Here is an 18,959-nt window from a genome sequence, read left to right as displayed (position 1 = left end):
CCGTTTTGAAAGCATCCATTGTGCTATCCTCGTGATGGTGTTGGATTAACCCGAACGGTCGTTTAGAGCCACGACTCTAAAGCCAGCATAGCACCAAGCTTTTTCCGTGTCATCACTCATAGAATTCCCATGCTGATCGACTTCTTCTACGCCCTGCGCGATGCGCGCCTGCCCGTCACGCTGAAAGAATTCCTCACCTTGCTGGAGGCCCTGCGTCAGCACGTGGCCTTCGGCAGCCTGGATGCGTTCTACTATCTGGCGCGCACCACCCTCGTCAAAGACGAAAAATACTACGATCGTTTTGATCAGGTGTTCGGCCACCACTTTCAGGGCAAGTCCCTGACGCTGGACGATCTGCAAACTGAAATTCCGGAAGACTGGCTGCGCAAGCAGGTAGAGAAGTTTCTCAGCGAGGAGGAAAAGCGACAGCTGGAAGCCATGGGCTGGGACAAGCTGATGGACACCCTGCGCGAACGCCTCGCCGAGCAGCACGAACGCCATCAGGGCGGCAACAAATGGATAGGCACCGGCGGCACCAGCCCTTTCGGTGCCTACGGCTACAATCCGGCCGGCATCCGCATCGGCCAGAACGAATCCCGCCATCGCCGCGCGGTGAAAGTGTGGGACAAGCGGGAGTTCCGCAATTTTGACGACTCGGTGGAGCTTGGCACCCGCAACATTAAGGTGGCCTTGCGCCGACTGCGTGAGTTCGCCCGCGACGGCGCGGAAGATGTGCTGGATCTGGACGCCACCATCGCCGCCACCGCGCGCAATGCCGGCATGCTGGATTTGCGCATGACCCGCGAATTGCACAATGCGGTAAAAGTGCTGGTGCTGTTTGACGTGGGCGGCTCGATGGACGACCACATCAAGGTGGTGGAAGAGCTCTTCTCCGCCGTCAAAACCGAGTTCAAGCACCTGGAGTATTACTACTTCCACAACTGCGTGTACGAAACCGTGTGGAAGGATAATCACCGCCGGCAAAGCAGCAGCCTGTCCACCTGGGACCTCATCCACACCTTCGGCGCCGACTACAAGCTGATTCTGGTGGGCGACGCCACCATGAGCCCCTACGAAATCACCTACCCCGGCGGCAGCGTGGAGCACATGAACCCCGAACCGGGCGAAACCTGGCTGCGCCGACTGCTGGAACACTTCCGCCATGCCGCCTGGCTCAACCCGGTGGCTGAGCAAGCCTGGGACTACACCCCCTCGCTGCGCATGCTGCGCCAGCTGATGGAAAACCGCATGTATCCGCTGACGCTGGAAGGCATCGACCAGGCCATGCGCGCGCTGAAAAAAAGCGGCATTGCCGCGCCCTCAGTCTGAAGACGGGGGCCTGGCGGGCACCTCGAACGGCAAGCCTCCCCCATCAAAAGCCCGCACCTGATTGCGTCCGTTGAGCTTGGCCTCGTACAAGGCCTGATCGGCCAGCGCCATCGCCACGTCCGGCCCCTGATGCGCTGCGTCAAAGCAGCTGACGCCAATGCTTACCTTCATTCGCAAGGTGTCCTTGCCATTGCTGACGCGTTTGGCAGCCACCGCTTTGCGCACCCTTTCGGCCAACTTGCTGGCGCTAGCCAGCGAACAGGCCGGCAGCACCACCGAAAACTCCTCGCCCCCCACCCGACCCAGCGTATCCACTTGCCGGATCACGCTGCGGCTGACTTCGGCAAACGCCCGGAGCACCTTGTCGCCTGCGGCATGTCCCCAAGTATCGTTGACGGCCTTGAAGTGATCGATATCCATCATCAACACCGACACCGGATCGCCAAAGCGCTGGAAGCGGACAAACTCCTCCTGCAGTTTCTCCATATAACTGCGGCGATTGGCCACGCCCGTCAGCGCATCCGTGGTGGCCAGTTCGCGCAGCTCGCGCTCTTGCCGCTTGCGCAACGTGATATCCCGATAAACACGCAAAAAACCGCGCAACTGACGCTCAACGATGATGGGCACATGGTCCCGCTCCATCACCCGGCCATCCGCCAGCAGCACCTCGTCGCCCAGCACGGGATCGCGGGCAAAGGTCAGCTCTTGCAAGCGCGACTGAATGGCCGGCGGATCGGCGAACACCTGCATCACCTGCTCTATCAACTGCTCGCGCCGAATGCCTTTCAACTGCTCTGGAGCCACCCCGGGCATGAAGATGCGACAGTATTGGCGATTGGCCAGCACCACATCACCGTGCTGGTTTTCCACCACCACCGCACCATGAAAGTTCTCGATGATGGCCAGCAACTGCTGCTGCTGCAGCATGAAAGCCTCCTCGGCTTTACGGCGCGCGGTAATGTCGTGGATGATCGAAAACAGCATTTTCTTGCCGTGGGATTCCACTGGCGAGGAATACACCTCCACGGTGCGCAGCTCTCCGCCCCGCACTTTGTGCGTGAAGGTGAAATGATTGTGCGCGCGGCTCAAAGCGGCATTGAGCAGACCGGACACCTTGTCCTTGGTCATTTGGTTTATCCGGCTCATCGGCATGCCGACCAACTCATCGCGACTGTAACCATAAAAGCGCTCGGCCGATGGGTTGGCATCCTGAATCAGGCCGCTTTCCGGGTCCAGCAGCAGCATCACCGCCGCGTGGTTCTGGAACAGCATGCGGAAATGCGCTTCGCTGTTCTTCAACAATTGCTGGGCCAACCTGTGCGCGGAGATGTCCTGCACCGTCCCCACCACCCTCACCACATTACCGTTGTCGTCTTTCTCGAACACCTGCCCCTTGTCCAGCACCCACATCCACTCGCCGCTTGCATTGCGCAGCCGGTATTCGATGCGGTAAACGCCCGCCTTGTTTCCCAACAACTGGCGAAGACAGTGGCGAATACCGGAGACATCCTCCGGGTGCACCAGCAATTGCCAGGCAGTCTGGCCAAACGCGCGCAATTGCTCGACATCCACACCCGTCATGTCCAGCAACTGCTTGTTGAACTCCAGCGTGCCCTGCACCACGTTCCAGTCCCACAAGCCCATATTGGCGGCCTGGATGGCCATATCCAGCCGCTCTTCGCTCTGACGCAAGGCCTGCTCGATCTGCTTGCGCTGGGTCACCTCGGAGATGATGCCGTACCAACACACCGAGTCGTCCGGCTGGGTTTCCGGCGTAGCGCGCCCCTCCACCCAGATGATGTGGCCATCATCAAAACGGATGCGGAACTCCGTGATCAGCGGCAGATGGTAGCGCTGGGCGATCAGCGCTTCGTCGATTACCCGGTAGCGATCATCCGGATGCAGGCGGTCCCACACCAGGTTGCTGCTCTCCATCAATTGCTGCGGCGAACAGGCGAATATCGATCGCGCGCCCTCGCTGACATAAGAGAATTCGCCAAATTTCGCTTCGCTGGCCCGATATTGGAAAATCATGCCGGGAATGCTGGCGGCAATCTTGCTCAGCCGGTCCCGTCCCTCTTCCTGATCATTGATATCCAGCCAATAACCCTGAATCCGCCCTGCATCCACGCGCTGGGCATACTCCTCCACCCAACGCCAGTGGCCTGCGCCGTGCAGCATGCGGTAGCGCCGGTAAATATACCCACCTGCGGCCTTCTGCCAGTCTGTTTCATCCAGCGCATGGCGGTCTGCGGGGTGAACATGTTCGCGCCACCAGTCGGGCGAGAGCAGAATATCCTCGGGGAAATGGCCCAGCAGCCGCATGACATTAGGGCTGACCTCGGCCAACTGTGATGGAGACTCGGCATGGCAGGCAAACGCCACCATCGGCCCATTGACAAACAAGGCGTGCTGCTCGCGCGCAATCTGGGAGAGACTGCCCCATTCGCTTTCCAGCGTCACCAGCGACCAATCCGCCTTTTCCTCCAACTGCCGACGGCGCAAGCGCACATGACAGGGCCTGCCCTTGGCATCCTGCAGCAACAACTCGCGACACGCATCTCCAGACGGCAGGACGGGGAGTGCCGGCAACAGGCTCGCCGCCACACCCGCCTGCGCCAGCAAATCGTCAAGACTGCAATCTTCCGGGCGGTCGCAGCGCAATATCTGCCTCGCCGAAGGGCTGGCGTAACACACCGCGCCATGGCGATCCAGCAACAATACGGCGCCGCCTTCAGCATCCAGCGCCGCGCGCCATACACCAACCGGCACCTCCATGCCGCTACGCTTTTTCTTCGCAGTCATCAATCCGGTTTCCACCCGTCTGATTTTTTGTGCCGAACAACCCGCGCCACCTTCGCGCCGCCCGGTTCTTGCCTACAAGATCGCCCCTGCGCCCTCTGGCTGGCATTTGCTTCGCATCCTGCTGGCAGCCGCAAGTAATGTCTTGATTGATTCTAGGTTATTGCTGATTTCATAAAAGGATTAATCTGAAAGTAAGTATTGAAACCAGCAGCATCAGCCCCATTTTTTTCTTGAGGAATCGGCAAGACCTGCCGACAATGAAAGCAGGGGTCAGCATACGACCTCACCCAAGCTGAGGGAGAGCCGCCATGGAAACCGTTCTGATGATTGCCCTGATCGCCGCCGGCGCGGCGATAGTGGGCCTGCTGACCGCCCCGATGGAGAAAAAGCGCGAGCTGGTTCCCATCCGTATCCGCACGGAGCGCGATGACAGACGCCGCCGGCGTTAAGCGCTTTAACGCAAAACAAAAAGGCACCGCATGGTGCCTTTTTTATTGCTGATCCCCAACCCGCCAAGGTTAGCCGAAGCGCCTAGAAATCCCGCTGCGGCACCAGTACCGTACGGTTGCCGTTGCTCTCCATCGCACTGACGATGCCTGCCGCCTCCATTTGCTCAATCAGCCGCGCAGCTCGGTTGTAGCCGATGCGCAAATGACGCTGCACCGAAGAAATGGATGGCTTGCGCGTACGCAACACAATCTCCACCGCCTCGTCGTACAAGGGGTCGCTTTCGGTAGCGGCCTGCGCCTTGGCCGTGGCTGCGGCCGAGTCTTCTTCCGCCTCCGCCTCGCCGGTGAGAATACCCTCTACGTAATCCGGCTCGCCCCACTGCTTGAGCCAGTCCACCACCGCGTGTACTTCGTCGTCAGTGACAAAGGCACCATGCACTCGCTGCGGATAGCCCGAACCCGGCGGCAACAGCAGCATGTCGCCCTGACCAAGCAGACTTTCCGCGCCCATCTGATCGAGAATGGTGCGGCTGTCCACCTTGCTGGATACCTGAAAGGCGATGCGGGTGGGGATGTTGGCCTTGATCAGGCCAGTAATCACATCCACCGACGGCCGCTGCGTCGCCAGAATCAGATGTATGCCGGCGGCGCGAGCTTTCTGCGCCAGACGAGCGATCAGCTCTTCGATCTTCTTGCCCGCCACCATCATCAGGTCGGCAAACTCGTCCACCACCACCACGATGAAGGGCAGCGGGTAGAGCGGCTCCGGCGTTTCCGGGGTCAGACTGAAGGGATTGGTCAATCGCTGCCCTGCCGCTTCCGCATCGCGCACCTTGTCGTTGTAGCCGGCCAGATTGCGCACGCCCAGCGCGCTCATCAGCCGGTACCGCCGCTCCATCTCGCCCACGCACCAGTTCAAGGCGTTGGCGGCCAACTTCATGTCGGTCACCACCGGCGCCAGCAAATGGGGAATATCGTTGTAGACCGATAACTCCAGCATCTTGGGGTCAATCATGATGAAGCGAACCTCATCCGGCGTGGCCTTGTAGAGCATGGACAGGATCATGGAGTTGACCCCCACCGACTTGCCCGAACCGGTTGTCCCCGCCACCAGCAGGTGCGGGGCCTTGGCCAGATCGGTAATCACCGGCTGGCCGGTAATGTCCTTGCCCAGCGCCAGCGTCAGGCGCGAGCGCGACCCTTGAAACACTTCCGCGCTGAAAATTTCCGACAGGCGGATCATCTGACGCTTGGCATTGGGCAGCTCCAGCCCCATGCAGGTCTTGCCGGGAATGGTTTCCACCACCCGGATGGAGGCCAGACCCAGCGCGCGGGACAAGTCTTTCATCAGGTTGACCACCTGATTGCCGCGCACGCCCACCGCGGGCTCTACTTCATAACGGGTAATCACCGGGCCCGCGTAGGCATCCACCACGCTGACTTTTACCTTGAATTCAGCCAACTTCTCTTCGATCAGGATGCCGCGTTCCAGCAACTCATCATCAGAACACACCACTTGCGCCTCATCGGCCGGGCGCAGCAGATCCAGGCCGGGCAAGCATTCTTCGCCATAGATCACCGGCAAGCTGGAACGATGCGCAGCCTCCGCAGCCGTTACCGCCACCACCTGCTCCGCCGGCAAGACATGCCAAGGCGCAGGCTCGTCAAGACGCGCGGAAGGAGCGGACTCGGTCACGGGTGCATCAGGCAGGCTGGCGGCTTCCGCCACGGCCGGCCCAACACTGTCTTCGGCCAACATATGCCATACCAAACCGCCGCTGGCAGTCATCGCACCGATAGGGGCCGCCTGCGCCTCCGGCGAAGCCTCGGGCTCGACGATGGTCCATGGCAAGGACGCCTTTACCGACGCCGCGACAGCCGGCTCCGGTACGGAGACAGCGTCGCTGGCCTCCGCCAGCGACGCATCGGCGTGGGTCGGGGACGCTGCGTCCTCAACTGCCGCCACCATGCTGCGTTGCTGGGGTTGTGGCCAACGCCAGCGCAGGCGCTCTTCCTGCTGCGGCAGCGTATCGGCATCCTCCGCAGCCGCCTGCGGAGCCATCGGTGGAACGGGACGGTCTGGCGAGAAAACAGCCTCGGTCATCGCCGTTTCGCCGGCCTCATCCGTGGTATCCGCCTCGGCTACCGGCTTGAGTTGGACACTAGTGTTCGTCTCCGCCACCGGCACGGGGGAAATCACCGGAATGGCGTTATCTGCGGCCCGCTCCAAGCGACGCGCGGCAAAAGCGCCAGCCAGCGAAGCCGGCTCCTCAAGGTTGGCCGAAGGGGCGGATTCCGGCGCAAGCTGCGGTTCGTCCGTACTCAAGACGGCGTCGTTGTCGGCTTGGCCTGCCTGGGCTGATGCCTCAGTTCCGCCTTCCTGCCGTATCTTGGCCGGTGGCCTGAGCCAGCCGTCAAAAGCTGGCCCGGCCTTCATCTCCTGATGACGAACGATAGGGGGCTCGTCATAAGCCGGCGCATAAGCAGCCGGCTGGAATGCCGGCGTAGCCAAGGGAGACGGCGTGGGCGGCGCAGGTGGACGCACCGGCTGCAGCACCACGGGAGGGAGTGGGCGATTCATGTCCTTGGGCGCATGACGCCGCTCGTGCAGCGCCCTCACCTGCTGGCGCACCTCCTGCGGGTCCACCATGGGCAAGTCGGACTCGGCGACCGGCGCGGCAGCCCGTTTCGCGTGCTGCTGGCGATGTCCTTGCCGCAGATTGCGTTGCAGTTCATCAATGCCGATCACCGGCAGGTCTGCTTTTACCGGATCGGATTTTGGCGCAGGGACTTTGCGCTGGCGGTAATCGCGCGATAGCTCGACATGCGGCAAATCGGGAGCTGGCTGACGCACAGGTTCTGGCTTCACAGCCTGCCGCAGCGGCGCGGCTTCAGATTTGTTAGCAGGATTTATCGGAGCCTGCGATGAGACAAGCGGAGCGGCAGGTGCGGGAGCGCCGGGACGGGACGGCTCGGACGACTCCTGCGCCGGCTCGTCCGGATGATCAAAACTGATGGCGACCGGCTCGCGACGGAGTTCACGCAGCACGGCCGGCTGAGGCTCCAACGGTTCATCGTGCGTATTGCCCAACACACGGTCAAGTTGCTTGAGCAAGCGCGCGCCGGAAGGCTTGCCCGCCTTCCACCAGACCAGACCACCCAGCACACTCACCACCAGCAGCACAGACAAAAACCACACGCGCGTTAACCTCTGAATCGTGACAGCCCGGGCCAGAACCCCGGGCACCTCCCGCGCAGGACCAGCGCAGGCCAAAGGGGGATTGTAACCCCATTTCCTCCCGCGACGAATGGCTTGATGCCTGGCGCAGGCAATAAAAAACCCCGCGTCGAGACGCGGGGTTTTGAGACGGTTTACCGTCAGGATCAGAGGACAACCTTGGCAGCTTCGTCCTGGTAATCCTTGATCTGGTCGAAGTTCAGATACTTGTAAACTTCAGCGCCCTTCTCGTTGATGATGCCGATGTTTGCCTTGTACTCTTCCACGGTCGGAATCTTGCCCAGCTTGGAGCAGATGGCGGCCAGCTCGGCCGAGCCCAGGAACACATTGGTGTTCTTGCCCAAACGGTTGGGGAAGTTGCGTGTGGAAGTGGACATCACGGTAGCGCCCTCCCGCACTTGCGCCTGGTTGCCCATGCACAGCGAGCAGCCCGGCATTTCGGTGCGTGCGCCGGCCATGCCGAACACGCCGTAGTGACCTTCATTGGTCAGCTGTTGCGCATCCATCTTGGTCGGCGGAGCCAGCCACAGTTTTACCGGCAGATCGCGCTTGCCTTCCAGCAGCTTGGACGCGGCGCGGAAGTGACCGATGTTGGTCATGCAAGAACCGATGAACACTTCGTCGATTTTGGTGCCGGCCACTTCGGACATGAACTTCACATCATCCGGGTCGTTCGGGCAAGCCACGATCGGCTCTTTCACGTCAGCCAGATCAATGTCGATCACGGCAGCGTATTCAGCGTCGGCGTCGCCCTTCAGCAGTTCGCCGGAAGCGATCCACTCTTCCATCTTCTTGATGCGGCGTTCCAGCGTACGGGCATCCGCATAGCCGTCGGCGATCATGGTCTTCATCAGGGTGATGTTGGAGCGCATGTATTCGACGATCGGCTCCTTGTTCAGGTGCACGGTGCAACCTGCGGCGGAACGCTCGGCGGAAGCGTCGGACAGTTCGAAAGCCTGCTCAACCTTGAGGTTCGGCAAGCCTTCGATTTCCAGCACGCGACCGGAGAAGATGTTCTTCTTGCCGGCCTTGGCTACCGTCAGCAGGCCTTGTTTGATGGCGTACAGCGGAATGGCGTTGACCAGATCGCGCAGAGTAACGCCCGGTTGCAGTTCGCCCTTGAAACGCACCAGCACGGATTCCGGCATATCCAGCGGCATCACGCCGGTAGCGGCGGCGAAAGCCACCAGACCGGAACCGGCCGGGAAGGAAATGCCGATCGGGAAACGGGTGTGGGAGTCGCCGCCCGTACCCACGGTATCCGGCAGCAACAGGCGGTTCAGCCAGCTGTGGATCACACCGTCACCCGGACGCAGGGCAACGCCGCCGCGCGTGGAGATAAAGGCCGGCAGCTCCTTGTGCATTTTCACATCCACCGGCTTCGGATAGGCGGCCGTGTGGCAGAAGGATTGCATCACCAGGTCGGCCGAGAAGCCCAGACAAGCCAGGTCCTTCAGCTCATCGCGCGTCATCGGGCCAGTGGTGTCCTGGGAACCCACGGTGGTCATGCGCGGTTCGCAGTAAGTACCCGGGCGTACGCCCTGGCCTTCCGGCAGACCACAGGCGCGGCCCACCATTTTCTGCGCCAGCGAGAAGCCCTTGCCGCTGTCAGTCGGCACCTTCGGCAGACGGAAAGCGGTGGACGGAGCCAGGCCCAGCGCTTCGCGCGCCTTGGCGGTCAGGCCGCGACCAATAATCAGATTGATGCGACCACCGGCGCGCACTTCATCCAGCAGCACATCGGACTTCAGCTGGAACTTGGCCACGTCGGAGCCGTTTTTGACAATCTTGCCTTCGTACGGGTAGATGTCCACCACGTCGCCCATTTCCAGCGCGGAAACGTCAACTTCGATCGGCAGGGAGCCGGAATCTTCTTGAGTATTGAAGAAAATCGGCGCGATCTTGCCGCCGAGGGTCACGCCGCCGAAGCGCTTGTTCGGCACGAAGGGAATGTCCTGACCGGTAGCCCACACCACGGAGTTGGTGGCGGACTTGCGGGAAGAACCCGTACCCACCACGTCGCCCACGTAGGCAACCAGATGGCCTTTTTTCTTCAGGTCTTCGATGAACTGGATAGGACCGCGCTTGCCATCTTCTTCCGGCACGAAGGCCGCACCCGGACGGGTGTTCTTCAGCATGGCCAGGTAGTGCAGCGGGATGTCCGGACGGCTCCAGGCGTCTGGCGCCGGAGACAAGTCGTCGGTATTGGTTTCGCCCGGCACCTTGAATACGGTAACGGTGATTTTCTGCTCCACTTCCGGACGGCTGGTGAACCATTCGGCGTCGGCCCAGCTTTGCAGCACGCCCTTGGCGTTGGCGTTGCCGGCGTCGGCGAGGGTTTTCACATCGTGGAAGTAATCAAACACCAGCAGGGTTTTCTTCAGGCCTGCAGCGGCAATCTCCCCCACTTCGGCATCGCCCAGCAAATCGATCAGTGGCTTGACGTTGTAACCACCCAGCATGGTGCCCAAGAGCTCGGTGGCCTTCTGGCGGGACACCAGCGGGGACTTCACATCACCATCGGCAACGGCGGCCAGGAAAGAAGCCTTTACCTTGGCGGCATCATCCACGCCCGGCGGCACTCGATGAGTAATCAGCTCGACCAGCAGGTCTTCTTCGCCTTTGGGCGGATTTTTCAGGAGTTCGACCAGTTCTTCGGTCTGCTTGGCGGACAGGGCCAGGGGCGGAATGCCCATGGCGGCGCGCTCTGCGACATGCTGACGGTAGGCTTCGAGCATAGCTGGGGACCTTTTTGCTTGGGTTGTTTGCAATGAGTCAGTCGGGGCGGCTTGCGCCCTGCGACAACCGTCCGGGGAGTCAAGTTGGTTCTACCCCGTTTAGATTGCTGGAAGATTACGCCTTATACCAGCGCCTTACAAACGAGTAATCGAAACATCGCCTGTGAGTTATACTCACACCATGAGCACCTACCCACCCCTCAACGCGCTGCGCATATTCGAGGCTGCGGCGCGACTGGAAAGCTTTTCATCAGCGGCCGACGAGCTCTTCGTCACCCATGGCGCTGTGAGCAAGCAGATCAAGCAATTGGAAGAATGGCTGGGCGTGAAGCTGTTCGAGCGCTCCGGCGGCCGGGTCAAGCTCACCGATACCGGCTGGCGCTATCTGATCCAGATCCAGGACGGTCTGGACCTGATTTCCAGCGCCACCTCCCAGTTGATGCAACCCGACATCCAGCAGCGTCTCACCATCAACTCCACGCCTACGTTCGCCATGTACTGGCTGCTGCCAAGGTTGCCGCGCTTTAGGCAAACCCATCCGGACGTTGAGCTGCATGTGGTCACTTCCGATCGTGACATTTCCCGTTTGGACAGCCCGTTCGACATCGCCATCCGCCGCGGCCCCGGCGATTGGCCGGGCCACCTGAATCAGCCCTTTCTGAAAGAATGGGAGCTGCCGCTTTGCGCGCCTGCCCTGCTGGAGACAATCCCGCTGAACTCGCCGACGGATCTCGCTCAGCACACCCTGCTCTATGCCGATACCCGTCCCACCGCCTGGCAGCGCTGGCTGACCATGGCCGGCGTGCCCGATTTGAAACCCGCCAGCAGCCTGCACTTCGACCGTTTCTCGCTGGCGCTGCAAGCCGCACTGGATGGCCTTGGCGTGGTGCTTGGCCCCTTGCCGATGGCGCAAGCGCTGATCAATGCCGGCAAACTGTGTTCACCGCTGGGCAAGCCAGTTTCGCCAGTAAGGGATTACTGCTGGATCGCCCCGCGCACGGCAGCGGACGACCCGGCCATAACCGCATTTTGTCGCTGGCTGGAAACAGAAGCCGGCAAGCAGGCTTAGGCGTTAATGCGCGGGAGTCAGTCCCACCTGGCGCAGCATGGCCGGCGGCGTCAGGTTGGGCATCCACTTTGCGTACAATCGCCGAAACGTGCCGTCGGCGCGTATGGCGGCAAAACCATCGCGCCAGCGCCGGATCTCAGCTGCTGAAGTCCCTCGCGAAAACGCCAGATACAACTCCAGCGAATCAAGCACTTTGACCGTTTCCACCGCATCGTCGGACTGGTGTATGTCGCGCAGAATGGACGACACCACCAGACCGCCATCCACCCACAGGTCATACCGCCCGGACAGCAGCTTTTGCGCCGCCACTTGCGGCGTGGGGGCCAGATCAAGCTCCACAAAGCCGGCGGAGGATGCGGCGTCGGCAAAGATGCTGCCTCGATAAGCCCCTACCGCCCGCTGCAAAATCCCGGCCCCCAGCGCCTGCAAGGCCGCCGCCTCGCCCTTGCGGCACAGCAGCAGGGTTTGCGAGATGGCAACCGGGCCAAGCAAGGTCATCAATTTTTCTCTTGCCTCGCTTCGGCCAACCGTAAACAGCATCACGTCAGGCGTGGTCAACAAGGACTGATAACCTCTGGCCCACGGAACCACTTCCACCGCAGTGCGATCTTTGATCCGAGCCTGAATCGCTCGCACGACATCCACAGCCAGGCCGTCAGCGGCGCCGCCGCGCTCAAAGCTTACCGGCGGCCAGTCTTCGGTATAAATAGAAAGCGCCGACGCCGTCAACGGCAGCCACAGGCATAACCACAAACACAATTTCCGCATCGGCCACCTCTCATACCCGTCATCAAGGTTTCGTCATACGACATGCCAACGATTCGTTATAATGGGCGACTGACCTATAGCCCAGCACAAATGATTTCTCCGGGCTGAACACCACCTGCCATCAAGGATAGACATGAGCCGCATCACTCTCTCCCGCTTTCTGATCGAACAGCAGCGCAAAGCTGGCACCCTGCCGCCTGAACTGCGCTTGCTGATCGAAACCGTCGGCCGTGCCTGCAAGGCCATCAGCTTCTCCGTGAATAAGGGCGCGCTGGCAGGCGTACTGGGAGAGGCCGGTACCGGCAACATCCAGGGCGAAGCTCAGAAGAAGCTGGACGTGATCGCCAACGACTTTCTGCTGGACGCCAACGAATGGGGCGGCAGTCTGGCCGCGATGGCATCCGAAGAAATGGAACTGCCCTATCACATCCCGGGCGAATACCCGAAGGGCGAATACCTGTTGATGTTCGACCCCCTGGACGGCTCCTCCAACATCGACGTGAATATTTCCGTCGGCACCATTTTCTCCATCCTGCGCTGCCCGGAAGGCATCGATCACGCCACGGAAGACGCCTTCCTGCAACCAGGCACCCATCAAGTGGCCGCAGGCTATACCGTCTATGGCCCGCAAACGCTGCTGGTGCTCACCTTCGGCAGCGGCGTGCATGGCTTCACGCTGGATCGCGAGCAGGGCTCCTTCGTGCTGACCCACCCGGACATGCGCGTACCGGAAGCAACCCAGGAATTCGCCATCAACATGTCCAACATGCGTCATTGGGAAGCCCCGGTAAAACGCTACGTTGATGAAATGCTGGCAGGCAAAACCGGGCCTCTGGGCAAGGACTTCAACATGCGCTGGGTGGCTTCCATGGTGGCCGAGGTGCATCGCATCCTTACCCGCGGCGGCATCTTCATGTACCCGAAGGATGCGCGCGACCCGTCCAAGGCCGGCAAGCTGCGCTTGATGTATGAGGGCAATCCGATGGCCTTCGTCGTGGAACAGGCTGGCGGGCAGGCCACCAACGGACGCCAGCGCATCATGGATATCCAGCCGCAAGCGCTGCACGAGCGCGTGGCGGTCTTCCTGGGTTCGAGCGAAGAAGTGGAGCGCATCACCCGCTACCACCTGGATCAAGACAGCGCAAACTGATTTTCAAACAGGAAAGCCCCTGCCAAGCAGGGGCTTTTTTCTGTGTTGACAGCACTTGCGCTACAAACAACCTATCATGGCTATATCGCCACCCCCTGCGGAGCTTGCATGCTGGCCGTTCAACATCTCATCGTGGCACTGGCGGAAACGTCTTCCGTCCAGGCGCAGATCATCCGCAACGAGCTCAACCAGCTTGGCATTACTCGTGTGGAAGTCTTTGAAACAGGCGAAGATTTGCTAAGTCACATCTCCAAATACAAACCGGACGTGGTGATGAGCGCTTTTCATCTTCCCGACATGACTGCCGGCCAGATGATCTTCCAGATGCGCGGCAAGCCGGAGCTGCGCGACCTGCCGTTCATCCTGGTCACCAGCGAGTCCAACCCGGATCTGATCGACCCCATGCGCCAAGCCGGCCTGATGGGCATCCTGCCCAAGCCGTTCACCGTAGAGCAACTGGACCAGGCGATCAACAATACGGTGGACTTCCTGTCGATGGAAGCCGAAGACTGCGACGACAATGTCGACTATGCCGAACTGAACGTACTGGTGGTGGACGATAGCGTTATGGCGCGCCGCCACATCCGCACCGTCCTGGAAAGACTGGGTTTTGAAAAAATTACCGAGTCATGGAGCGGCAAGGATGCCTTGCCCTTGATCGACAGCACCCTGTTCGATCTGGTGCTGACAGACTACAACATGCCGATGATGGATGGCTGCGAACTGACCAGCTACATCCGCTCCAGCATGCAAAGCTCCGTGCCCATCCTGATGATATCCAGCGAATCCAACACCGACCGGCTGGAGGCCGCCCGCCAGGCAGGCGTCTCCGCCATCATGGAAAAACCGTTCGAAGCGATGGCTGTGCGCAAAGTGTTGCACGAACTGCTGCAACCTCAAGCCTGACGCGGCGCCACCCATACCAGACGTGAGCCGGCTTCGCTAGCCTGGCGACGCCAATAGCCTTGCGTCTGGTAGCCTGCGGGGGCTTCGGCCAACTCCGCCATCCGGCAGAAGCTCACCTCCTGATATCCCGCCTTCAGCAACTCGGCGCGGTTCTTCTTGCGCGTCTTGAAGCAGTCCGGCCGCAAGGCTCGCTGTACGATTTCAATGGGAGCCGCCGCTTCCCACCCCCGTTCCAGAGTAGCCTTTGGCTGGGTCATGACGGCAAAGCCATTCAAAACCGCCGCCAGCAATGCCGACCAGGCTTCGGGCACAAACTCGATCTGAGGCGCCAACTCGCCCGGATAGGAAATGGACAATGAGAGGCAACTGTCTCCGCCGGCCAGCCAATCCCCGTTGCGCGAGAAGTCATCCCTCAACAACAAGATCAACAACTGCTGACGCATTTTGTCGTGCAGCACAAAAGCGCCGCCCGCCGCCCCTCCTTCCACATGCAAGAAAAACGCGTCCGCTGGCAAGTTCAAACGGTCCGGCATGTTGGACGGCAGACGGGTCGCTCCCAAGGCTGCAGAGAGCACCGGCTCCAAGTGACTCACCACACGCCCATGACGACAAAAATGCCCATAAGCGTCGGCCAACATCTGCTCGGTCGACAGCACCGAGGCCGGCAGTTGAAACACTTGCCCGGCACGTTCCAACTCGCGCTTGACCAGCGCCATGCACTCTTCCCATGCCGGTTTGAAATCCACGGAAGAACCGTAAACCTGACCAACCCGACGCGCCCAAGGGCGGGTGGCCGCATAACGTTGCACCGCGTAATGCATAGAACTGACGGCTCCTGAAAAAAAGGGCGGATTGTACAGAAAAACGCCAGAAGCCGCCCAGTACGCGCTCAAGGCGAGTGAATGCCACAAATGAAAATCGGCGGCATGAATATGCCGCCGACCAAGACATCCCTCCAGAACCGCATCACCGGCTGGCAGCCTCTGGCTTGCCTACGCCCGCAGCTCGCTGCGGCACATGCGTGCGATCCTGAGTAATGCCTGAATAAAGCCATTGACGGAAGTGATTCAGCGTCATGGGTTTGCCGAAGTAAAAACCTTGCAAAAATTCAAAGCCTTTAACTGTCAGGTAATTCTGCTGGCCTTGCGTTTCCACACCCTTGACAATCACCTGCACCCCCAATTGCTGCGAGGTCAGCAACAGGTTGTCGAGAATATTTGTCTTGAAGCTGTCCTTGCCCAAGGCGGAAACGTAACCCTTCTCCACCTTCAGATAATCAAAGCCCCAGCGTCGCAGGTAATTACGATCAGCGTGGCCAATGCCGAAATCATCCAGCGCCAGCTTGACACCCATTTGCCGCAAATCTTGCACCACCCGGTGCGTCACCTGATGCTCGGGCAAGGGAAAGCGCTCGGAAACCTCCAGCACCAGCACTGCCTTCTTCTCTCTCAGCACCGCCAGCAATACCTTGCAGTCCTCCACCAGATCCGGCATGCCAAGATGCTCTGCGGCAATATTAATACCGACAAAGAAACCCGGCGGCAACGCCACTTGCTTCAGCTCCTTGGTGACACGCCGGATCAGGTAACGCGTCAACGGCACGATCAGACCAGCGTCTTCCGCCGCCGGAATAAACAGATCGGAACGAATGGCGCCCTGCACCGGATGCCGCCAGCGCGCCAGTACCTCCACCCCTACGCACTCGCCGTTTTCCGCAGCAACGATGGGCTGGTAATGCGTGAAGAATTCCTTGTTGCGTATGCCTTGGGCAATTTCCCAACCACTGGAATTGCGCGCCACCCGGCGGCGCAACAATGCCCAGGCCAGCACGGCACCGGTAACCATTGCCAGCAACAGGGCATCCGCATGATAAAGCAAGGTTCGCGACCATAACGCGCCCCAGCTTTCCGCAAGCATGACACCATACTGTCCATTGGTGGACTGCGCCGCATAAGCGATGCCCGCAGCCGGCTCAGCGTCCTTCGGCAACACCGCGCCCTGGCTGTTCAGGTATTGCTCGCCGACGACAAAGCGGGCGGAGACGTCGTCATCGGACAGCTGGGCAAGCCAACCCACCAGGAACTCGGGCCCCAGCTCAATCACGCTGATCCAGTCGCCGCGATGCGCCAACCGGATAACCGCGCTGCCATCCGCATTGGCCACCAACTGCAAGGAACGCCCTCCTTGCATTGCCCCGGGCACATCCATGCGCGACATGTCTGAAGTACAACCATGCCCTTCGGGCGTCACTTTGAGCGCATATCGCGCATGGGGCGTGGCTTGTACCACCGAGGCCAGCAACTGGCGCGGCAGGTCACAACCATCTGCAACCTGAACCGCATCCACCCTGGCGAGCGATGCGCCTGCCTGATTCAGCTGCTGCTCTGCCTGATGCAGCAGCTTGTCGCCCTGCACGCGCAACTCGGTCTTTTCCACGGTCAGGGTATACAGGAACGCCACCGCCAGGCTGAAAAGCAGGCTCGCGCATACCATGACGGCATAAACCACTACCGGCCTGGCCGACAAGGCGTAACGCGACCATTGGGCGCGAATCAGGTTCCGCATGGACACCTCGCCGCCTCCCTCGTCGCACTGCCGGTTGGTCTGCACTTTTCCATCGTGTCTTCTCGGCTTTTCATCCCGTTGCAATCAATGTAGTCGACATTCTCTGACAAAGAATGGTTTGCAAGCATATCGTTTCAGGTCAGACAGTAAAAGAGTAAAAATGCTTAACAAGTCTACCCGTGAAATATTTAAGAAAATAAGCGCGCAGTATTCTCGACCCCTTCCAGGCCGGCAGCTACAATTTCAGCGTCATTTCCAGCCCGTACTCACTCATGACCCGTCTCGGATTTATCGGCCTTGGCCTGATGGGCTTGCCCATGTCTCAACGCCTGCGCGATGCAGGCCATACCCTGTCGGTATGGAACCGCTCGCCGGAAAAACGCGCCGCAGCGCGCGCCGCCGGACTCGAAACGGCCACCTCCGTTCAAGATCTGGCCATGAACTCGGACATCATCTTGCTGTGCGTATCGGATGGCGCCGCGGTTGAGTCATTGCTGTTTGGAGACGACGGCCTCGGCAACGCACTGCGAGCCGGACAAATTATTGTCGATCATTCCAGCATAGACCCGGAGACCACGCGGCGCATCGCCATCCGACTGAAGGACCACGGCGTACGATGGGTGGACGCCCCGGTTTCCGGCGGCGTCAAGGGTGCAGAAAGCGGCGCGCTGGTCGTGATGGCGGGCGGAGATGCCGACGCCATCGCCATAGTCTCACCCTATTTGTACGCCTACTCCACGCGTATCACTCGCATGGGCGATGTCGGCGCGGGTCAGGTCACCAAGATTTGCAATCAATTGATCGTCGCGGCCAACGCCATGCTTATCGCCGAAGCCGTCTCGCTGGCTGAAAACAGCGGCGTTGACGCCACTTTGCTGGCTGGCGCGCTGGCGGGCGGCTTCGCCGACTCGCTGCCTCTGCAGATTCTCGCTCCGCGCATGGCCAGCCGACAGGCGGAACCCGTGCAATGGAAAGTTGCCACGCTATTGAAGGATCTGGACAATGCCGGCACGCTGTCGCGCCAACAGCGCAGCGCCACACCGCTGGCTGCGCTGGCCGCGCAACTGATGCGACTGCACGCCGCCAGCCATGCCAACGACGACCTCTCCAGCCTCATTCATTTTTATCAGGACGCGCCCCCGGCATGCTGAAACTCTGCGCCAACCTTTCTATGTTGTTCAGTCAAAAGCCGATGGCTGAACGCTTTGCCGCGGCTCGGCAAGCAGGCTTTTCCGCGGTGGAAATCCAGTTCCCCTATGATCAGCCCATAAGCTTCTGGCAAGAACAACTATCCACCCATCAACTGAAATTGGTGCTGATCAACGTACCGGCAGGCGACTTGATGTCCAACGGCCTGGGGCTTGCCGGGGCCCCCGGCAAAGAGGATGAATTCGAGCACGCATTGGAATCGGCACTGCGCTATGGGCGCGAGCTTGGCGTGGAGGCGATGAATGTCCTCCCCGGCAGGTTGGCAGAAGGCGCAGATGTTGAACAGGCCCTGAGCACGCTCCGCCGCAATCTGCTGCTGGCTGCCGAACGCATGGCGGAAGCCGGGATCCGCTGCACCGTGGAAGCGATCAACCGTCATGACATGCCGGGCTTCCTGATCAGCGGCCTCGCCGACCTGAACAGTCTGCCGACGCATCCCAACCTGTACTGGCAGGTTGATCTCTACCATATGGCGCGCATGGACGAGGATCTGAACACGATATTGGAGCAGCACTGGCAACGCATCGGCCATTTGCAGTTTGCCGATGCGCCTGGGCGCGGCGCGCCCGGCAGCGGCCAACTGCCATTCGGCCAACTGTTCCGCCAGATCGCAAGCTCCCCCTATCCTTACTGGTCCGGTGCGGAGTATCGCGATGCCAGCGGCGACGCCAGCTGGATGGCGTCATTGCCTGCCTGAGCCGCACGACATAGCGCTAAAGACTGAAACCTTGCG

General features: G+C 60.5%; 13 protein-coding genes. 7 read left to right on the top strand and 6 right to left on the bottom strand.

Going from position 1 to position 18,959, the window contains the following annotated elements:
• Positions 1 to 129: 129 nt before the first annotated feature.
• Positions 130 to 1,329 carry a VWA domain-containing protein gene (locus Q0P52_RS02895; protein WP_293764296.1) on the top strand — a complete coding sequence of 400 codons (1,200 nt, stop codon included), beginning with the start codon at positions 130 to 132 and terminating at the stop codon, positions 1,327 to 1,329.
• Here Q0P52_RS02895 and Q0P52_RS02890 read toward each other — a convergent pair.
• A complete protein-coding gene (locus Q0P52_RS02890) occupies positions 1,321 to 4,134 on the bottom strand; it encodes a PAS domain S-box protein (protein WP_293764294.1) in 2,814 nt (937 codons plus the stop codon). The two genes, Q0P52_RS02895 and Q0P52_RS02890, sit on opposite strands and share 9 nt — an antisense overlap.
• 308 nt (positions 4,135 to 4,442) lie before the next feature.
• On the opposite strand from Q0P52_RS02890, the gene Q0P52_RS02885 reads away from it, so the two are divergent.
• Entirely contained in the window at positions 4,443 to 4,583 is a 141-nt protein-coding gene (locus Q0P52_RS02885) for a hypothetical protein (protein ID WP_293764291.1), read from the top strand.
• An 82-nt stretch (positions 4,584 to 4,665) separates the two neighbouring features.
• On the opposite strand, the gene Q0P52_RS02880 is transcribed toward Q0P52_RS02885, so the two are convergent.
• Positions 4,666 to 7,782: a DNA translocase FtsK gene (locus tag Q0P52_RS02880; protein WP_293764288.1), complete on the bottom strand. Its 3,117-nt coding sequence runs from the start codon at positions 7,780 to 7,782 to the stop codon at positions 4,666 to 4,668.
• A gap of 185 nt (positions 7,783 to 7,967) precedes the next feature.
• Positions 7,968 to 10,559 (bottom strand): bifunctional aconitate hydratase 2/2-methylisocitrate dehydratase, encoded by a 2,592-nt coding sequence (gene acnB, locus Q0P52_RS02875; protein ID WP_293764285.1) that lies wholly within the window; start codon positions 10,557 to 10,559, stop codon positions 7,968 to 7,970.
• Between the two features lie 163 nt (positions 10,560 to 10,722).
• Between acnB and gcvA the strand changes: the two genes are divergently transcribed.
• A complete protein-coding gene (gcvA, locus tag Q0P52_RS02870) occupies positions 10,723 to 11,628 on the top strand; it encodes a transcriptional regulator GcvA (RefSeq protein WP_293813653.1) in 906 nt (301 codons plus the stop codon).
• A 3-nt stretch (positions 11,629 to 11,631) separates the two neighbouring features.
• On the opposite strand, the gene Q0P52_RS02865 is transcribed toward gcvA, so the two are convergent.
• Positions 11,632 to 12,396 carry a transporter substrate-binding domain-containing protein gene (locus tag Q0P52_RS02865; RefSeq protein WP_293764279.1) on the bottom strand — a complete coding sequence of 255 codons (765 nt, stop codon included), beginning with the start codon at positions 12,394 to 12,396 and terminating at the stop codon, positions 11,632 to 11,634.
• A gap of 133 nt (positions 12,397 to 12,529) precedes the next feature.
• Here Q0P52_RS02865 and Q0P52_RS02860 point away from each other — a divergent pair, with 133 nt between their 5' ends.
• Together Q0P52_RS02860 and Q0P52_RS02855 are read left to right on the top strand one after the other, a co-directional pair.
• Positions 12,530 to 13,546 carry a class 1 fructose-bisphosphatase gene (locus Q0P52_RS02860; RefSeq protein WP_293764276.1) on the top strand — a complete coding sequence of 339 codons (1,017 nt, stop codon included), beginning with the start codon at positions 12,530 to 12,532 and terminating at the stop codon, positions 13,544 to 13,546.
• Between the two features lie 108 nt (positions 13,547 to 13,654).
• Complete coding sequence (locus Q0P52_RS02855) at positions 13,655 to 14,452, top strand: response regulator (protein WP_293764273.1); 798 nt, start codon at positions 13,655 to 13,657, stop codon at positions 14,450 to 14,452.
• Here the strand turns inward: Q0P52_RS02855 and Q0P52_RS02850 are convergent.
• Positions 14,443 to 15,273, bottom strand: a complete 831-nt coding sequence (locus Q0P52_RS02850) for a hypothetical protein (protein WP_293764270.1) — start codon at positions 15,271 to 15,273, stop codon at positions 14,443 to 14,445. The genes Q0P52_RS02855 and Q0P52_RS02850 overlap by 10 nt on opposite strands.
• A 145-nt stretch (positions 15,274 to 15,418) precedes the next feature.
• On the bottom strand, positions 15,419 to 17,017 hold the full coding sequence (locus Q0P52_RS02845; protein WP_293764267.1) for an EAL domain-containing protein: 1,599 nt from the start codon (positions 17,015 to 17,017) through the stop codon (positions 15,419 to 15,421).
• 272 nt (positions 17,018 to 17,289) lie between these two features.
• On the opposite strand from Q0P52_RS02845, the gene Q0P52_RS02840 reads away from it, so the two are divergent.
• On the top strand, positions 17,290 to 18,168 hold the full coding sequence (locus tag Q0P52_RS02840; protein WP_293764264.1) for an NAD(P)-dependent oxidoreductase: 879 nt from the start codon (positions 17,290 to 17,292) through the stop codon (positions 18,166 to 18,168).
• The gene (locus Q0P52_RS02835; protein ID WP_293764261.1) at positions 18,162 to 18,923 is read left to right on the top strand and encodes a TIM barrel protein; all 762 of its coding nucleotides are present in this window, start codon (positions 18,162 to 18,164) and stop codon (positions 18,921 to 18,923) included. The genes Q0P52_RS02840 and Q0P52_RS02835 overlap by 7 nt, the downstream gene beginning before the upstream one ends.
• Positions 18,924 to 18,959 lie beyond the last annotated feature (36 nt).

Source organism: uncultured Aquitalea sp. (assembly GCF_945957525.1).
Classification (GTDB): domain Bacteria; phylum Pseudomonadota; class Gammaproteobacteria; order Burkholderiales; family Chromobacteriaceae; genus Aquitalea.
Note: the sequence above shows the minus strand (reverse complement) of the source record. Positions and strands in the feature narration are given on the sequence as shown.

Excerpts from the sequence above, each read along its gene's own strand:
- Q0P52_RS02855 (WP_293764273.1), top strand. The coding sequence starts at position 13,655 with ATGCTGGCCGTTCAACATCTCATCGTGGCACTGGCGGAAACGTCTTCC.
- Q0P52_RS02885 (WP_293764291.1), top strand. The coding sequence starts at position 4,443 with ATGGAAACCGTTCTGATGATTGCCCTGATCGCCGCCGGCGCGGCGATA.
- Q0P52_RS02835 (WP_293764261.1), top strand. The coding sequence starts at position 18,162 with ATGCTGAAACTCTGCGCCAACCTTTCTATGTTGTTCAGTCAAAAGCCG.
- Q0P52_RS02850 (WP_293764270.1), bottom strand. The coding sequence starts at position 15,273 with ATGCATTACGCGGTGCAACGTTATGCGGCCACCCGCCCTTGGGCGCGT.
- Q0P52_RS02845 (WP_293764267.1), bottom strand. The coding sequence starts at position 17,017 with ATGCGGAACCTGATTCGCGCCCAATGGTCGCGTTACGCCTTGTCGGCC.
- Q0P52_RS02860 (WP_293764276.1), top strand. The coding sequence starts at position 12,530 with ATGAGCCGCATCACTCTCTCCCGCTTTCTGATCGAACAGCAGCGCAAA.
- acnB (WP_293764285.1), bottom strand. The coding sequence starts at position 10,559 with ATGCTCGAAGCCTACCGTCAGCATGTCGCAGAGCGCGCCGCCATGGGC.
- Q0P52_RS02840 (WP_293764264.1), top strand. The coding sequence starts at position 17,290 with ATGACCCGTCTCGGATTTATCGGCCTTGGCCTGATGGGCTTGCCCATG.
- Q0P52_RS02890 (WP_293764294.1), bottom strand. The coding sequence starts at position 4,134 with ATGACTGCGAAGAAAAAGCGTAGCGGCATGGAGGTGCCGGTTGGTGTA.
- Q0P52_RS02865 (WP_293764279.1), bottom strand. The coding sequence starts at position 12,396 with ATGCGGAAATTGTGTTTGTGGTTATGCCTGTGGCTGCCGTTGACGGCG.
- Q0P52_RS02895 (WP_293764296.1), top strand. The coding sequence starts at position 130 with ATGCTGATCGACTTCTTCTACGCCCTGCGCGATGCGCGCCTGCCCGTC.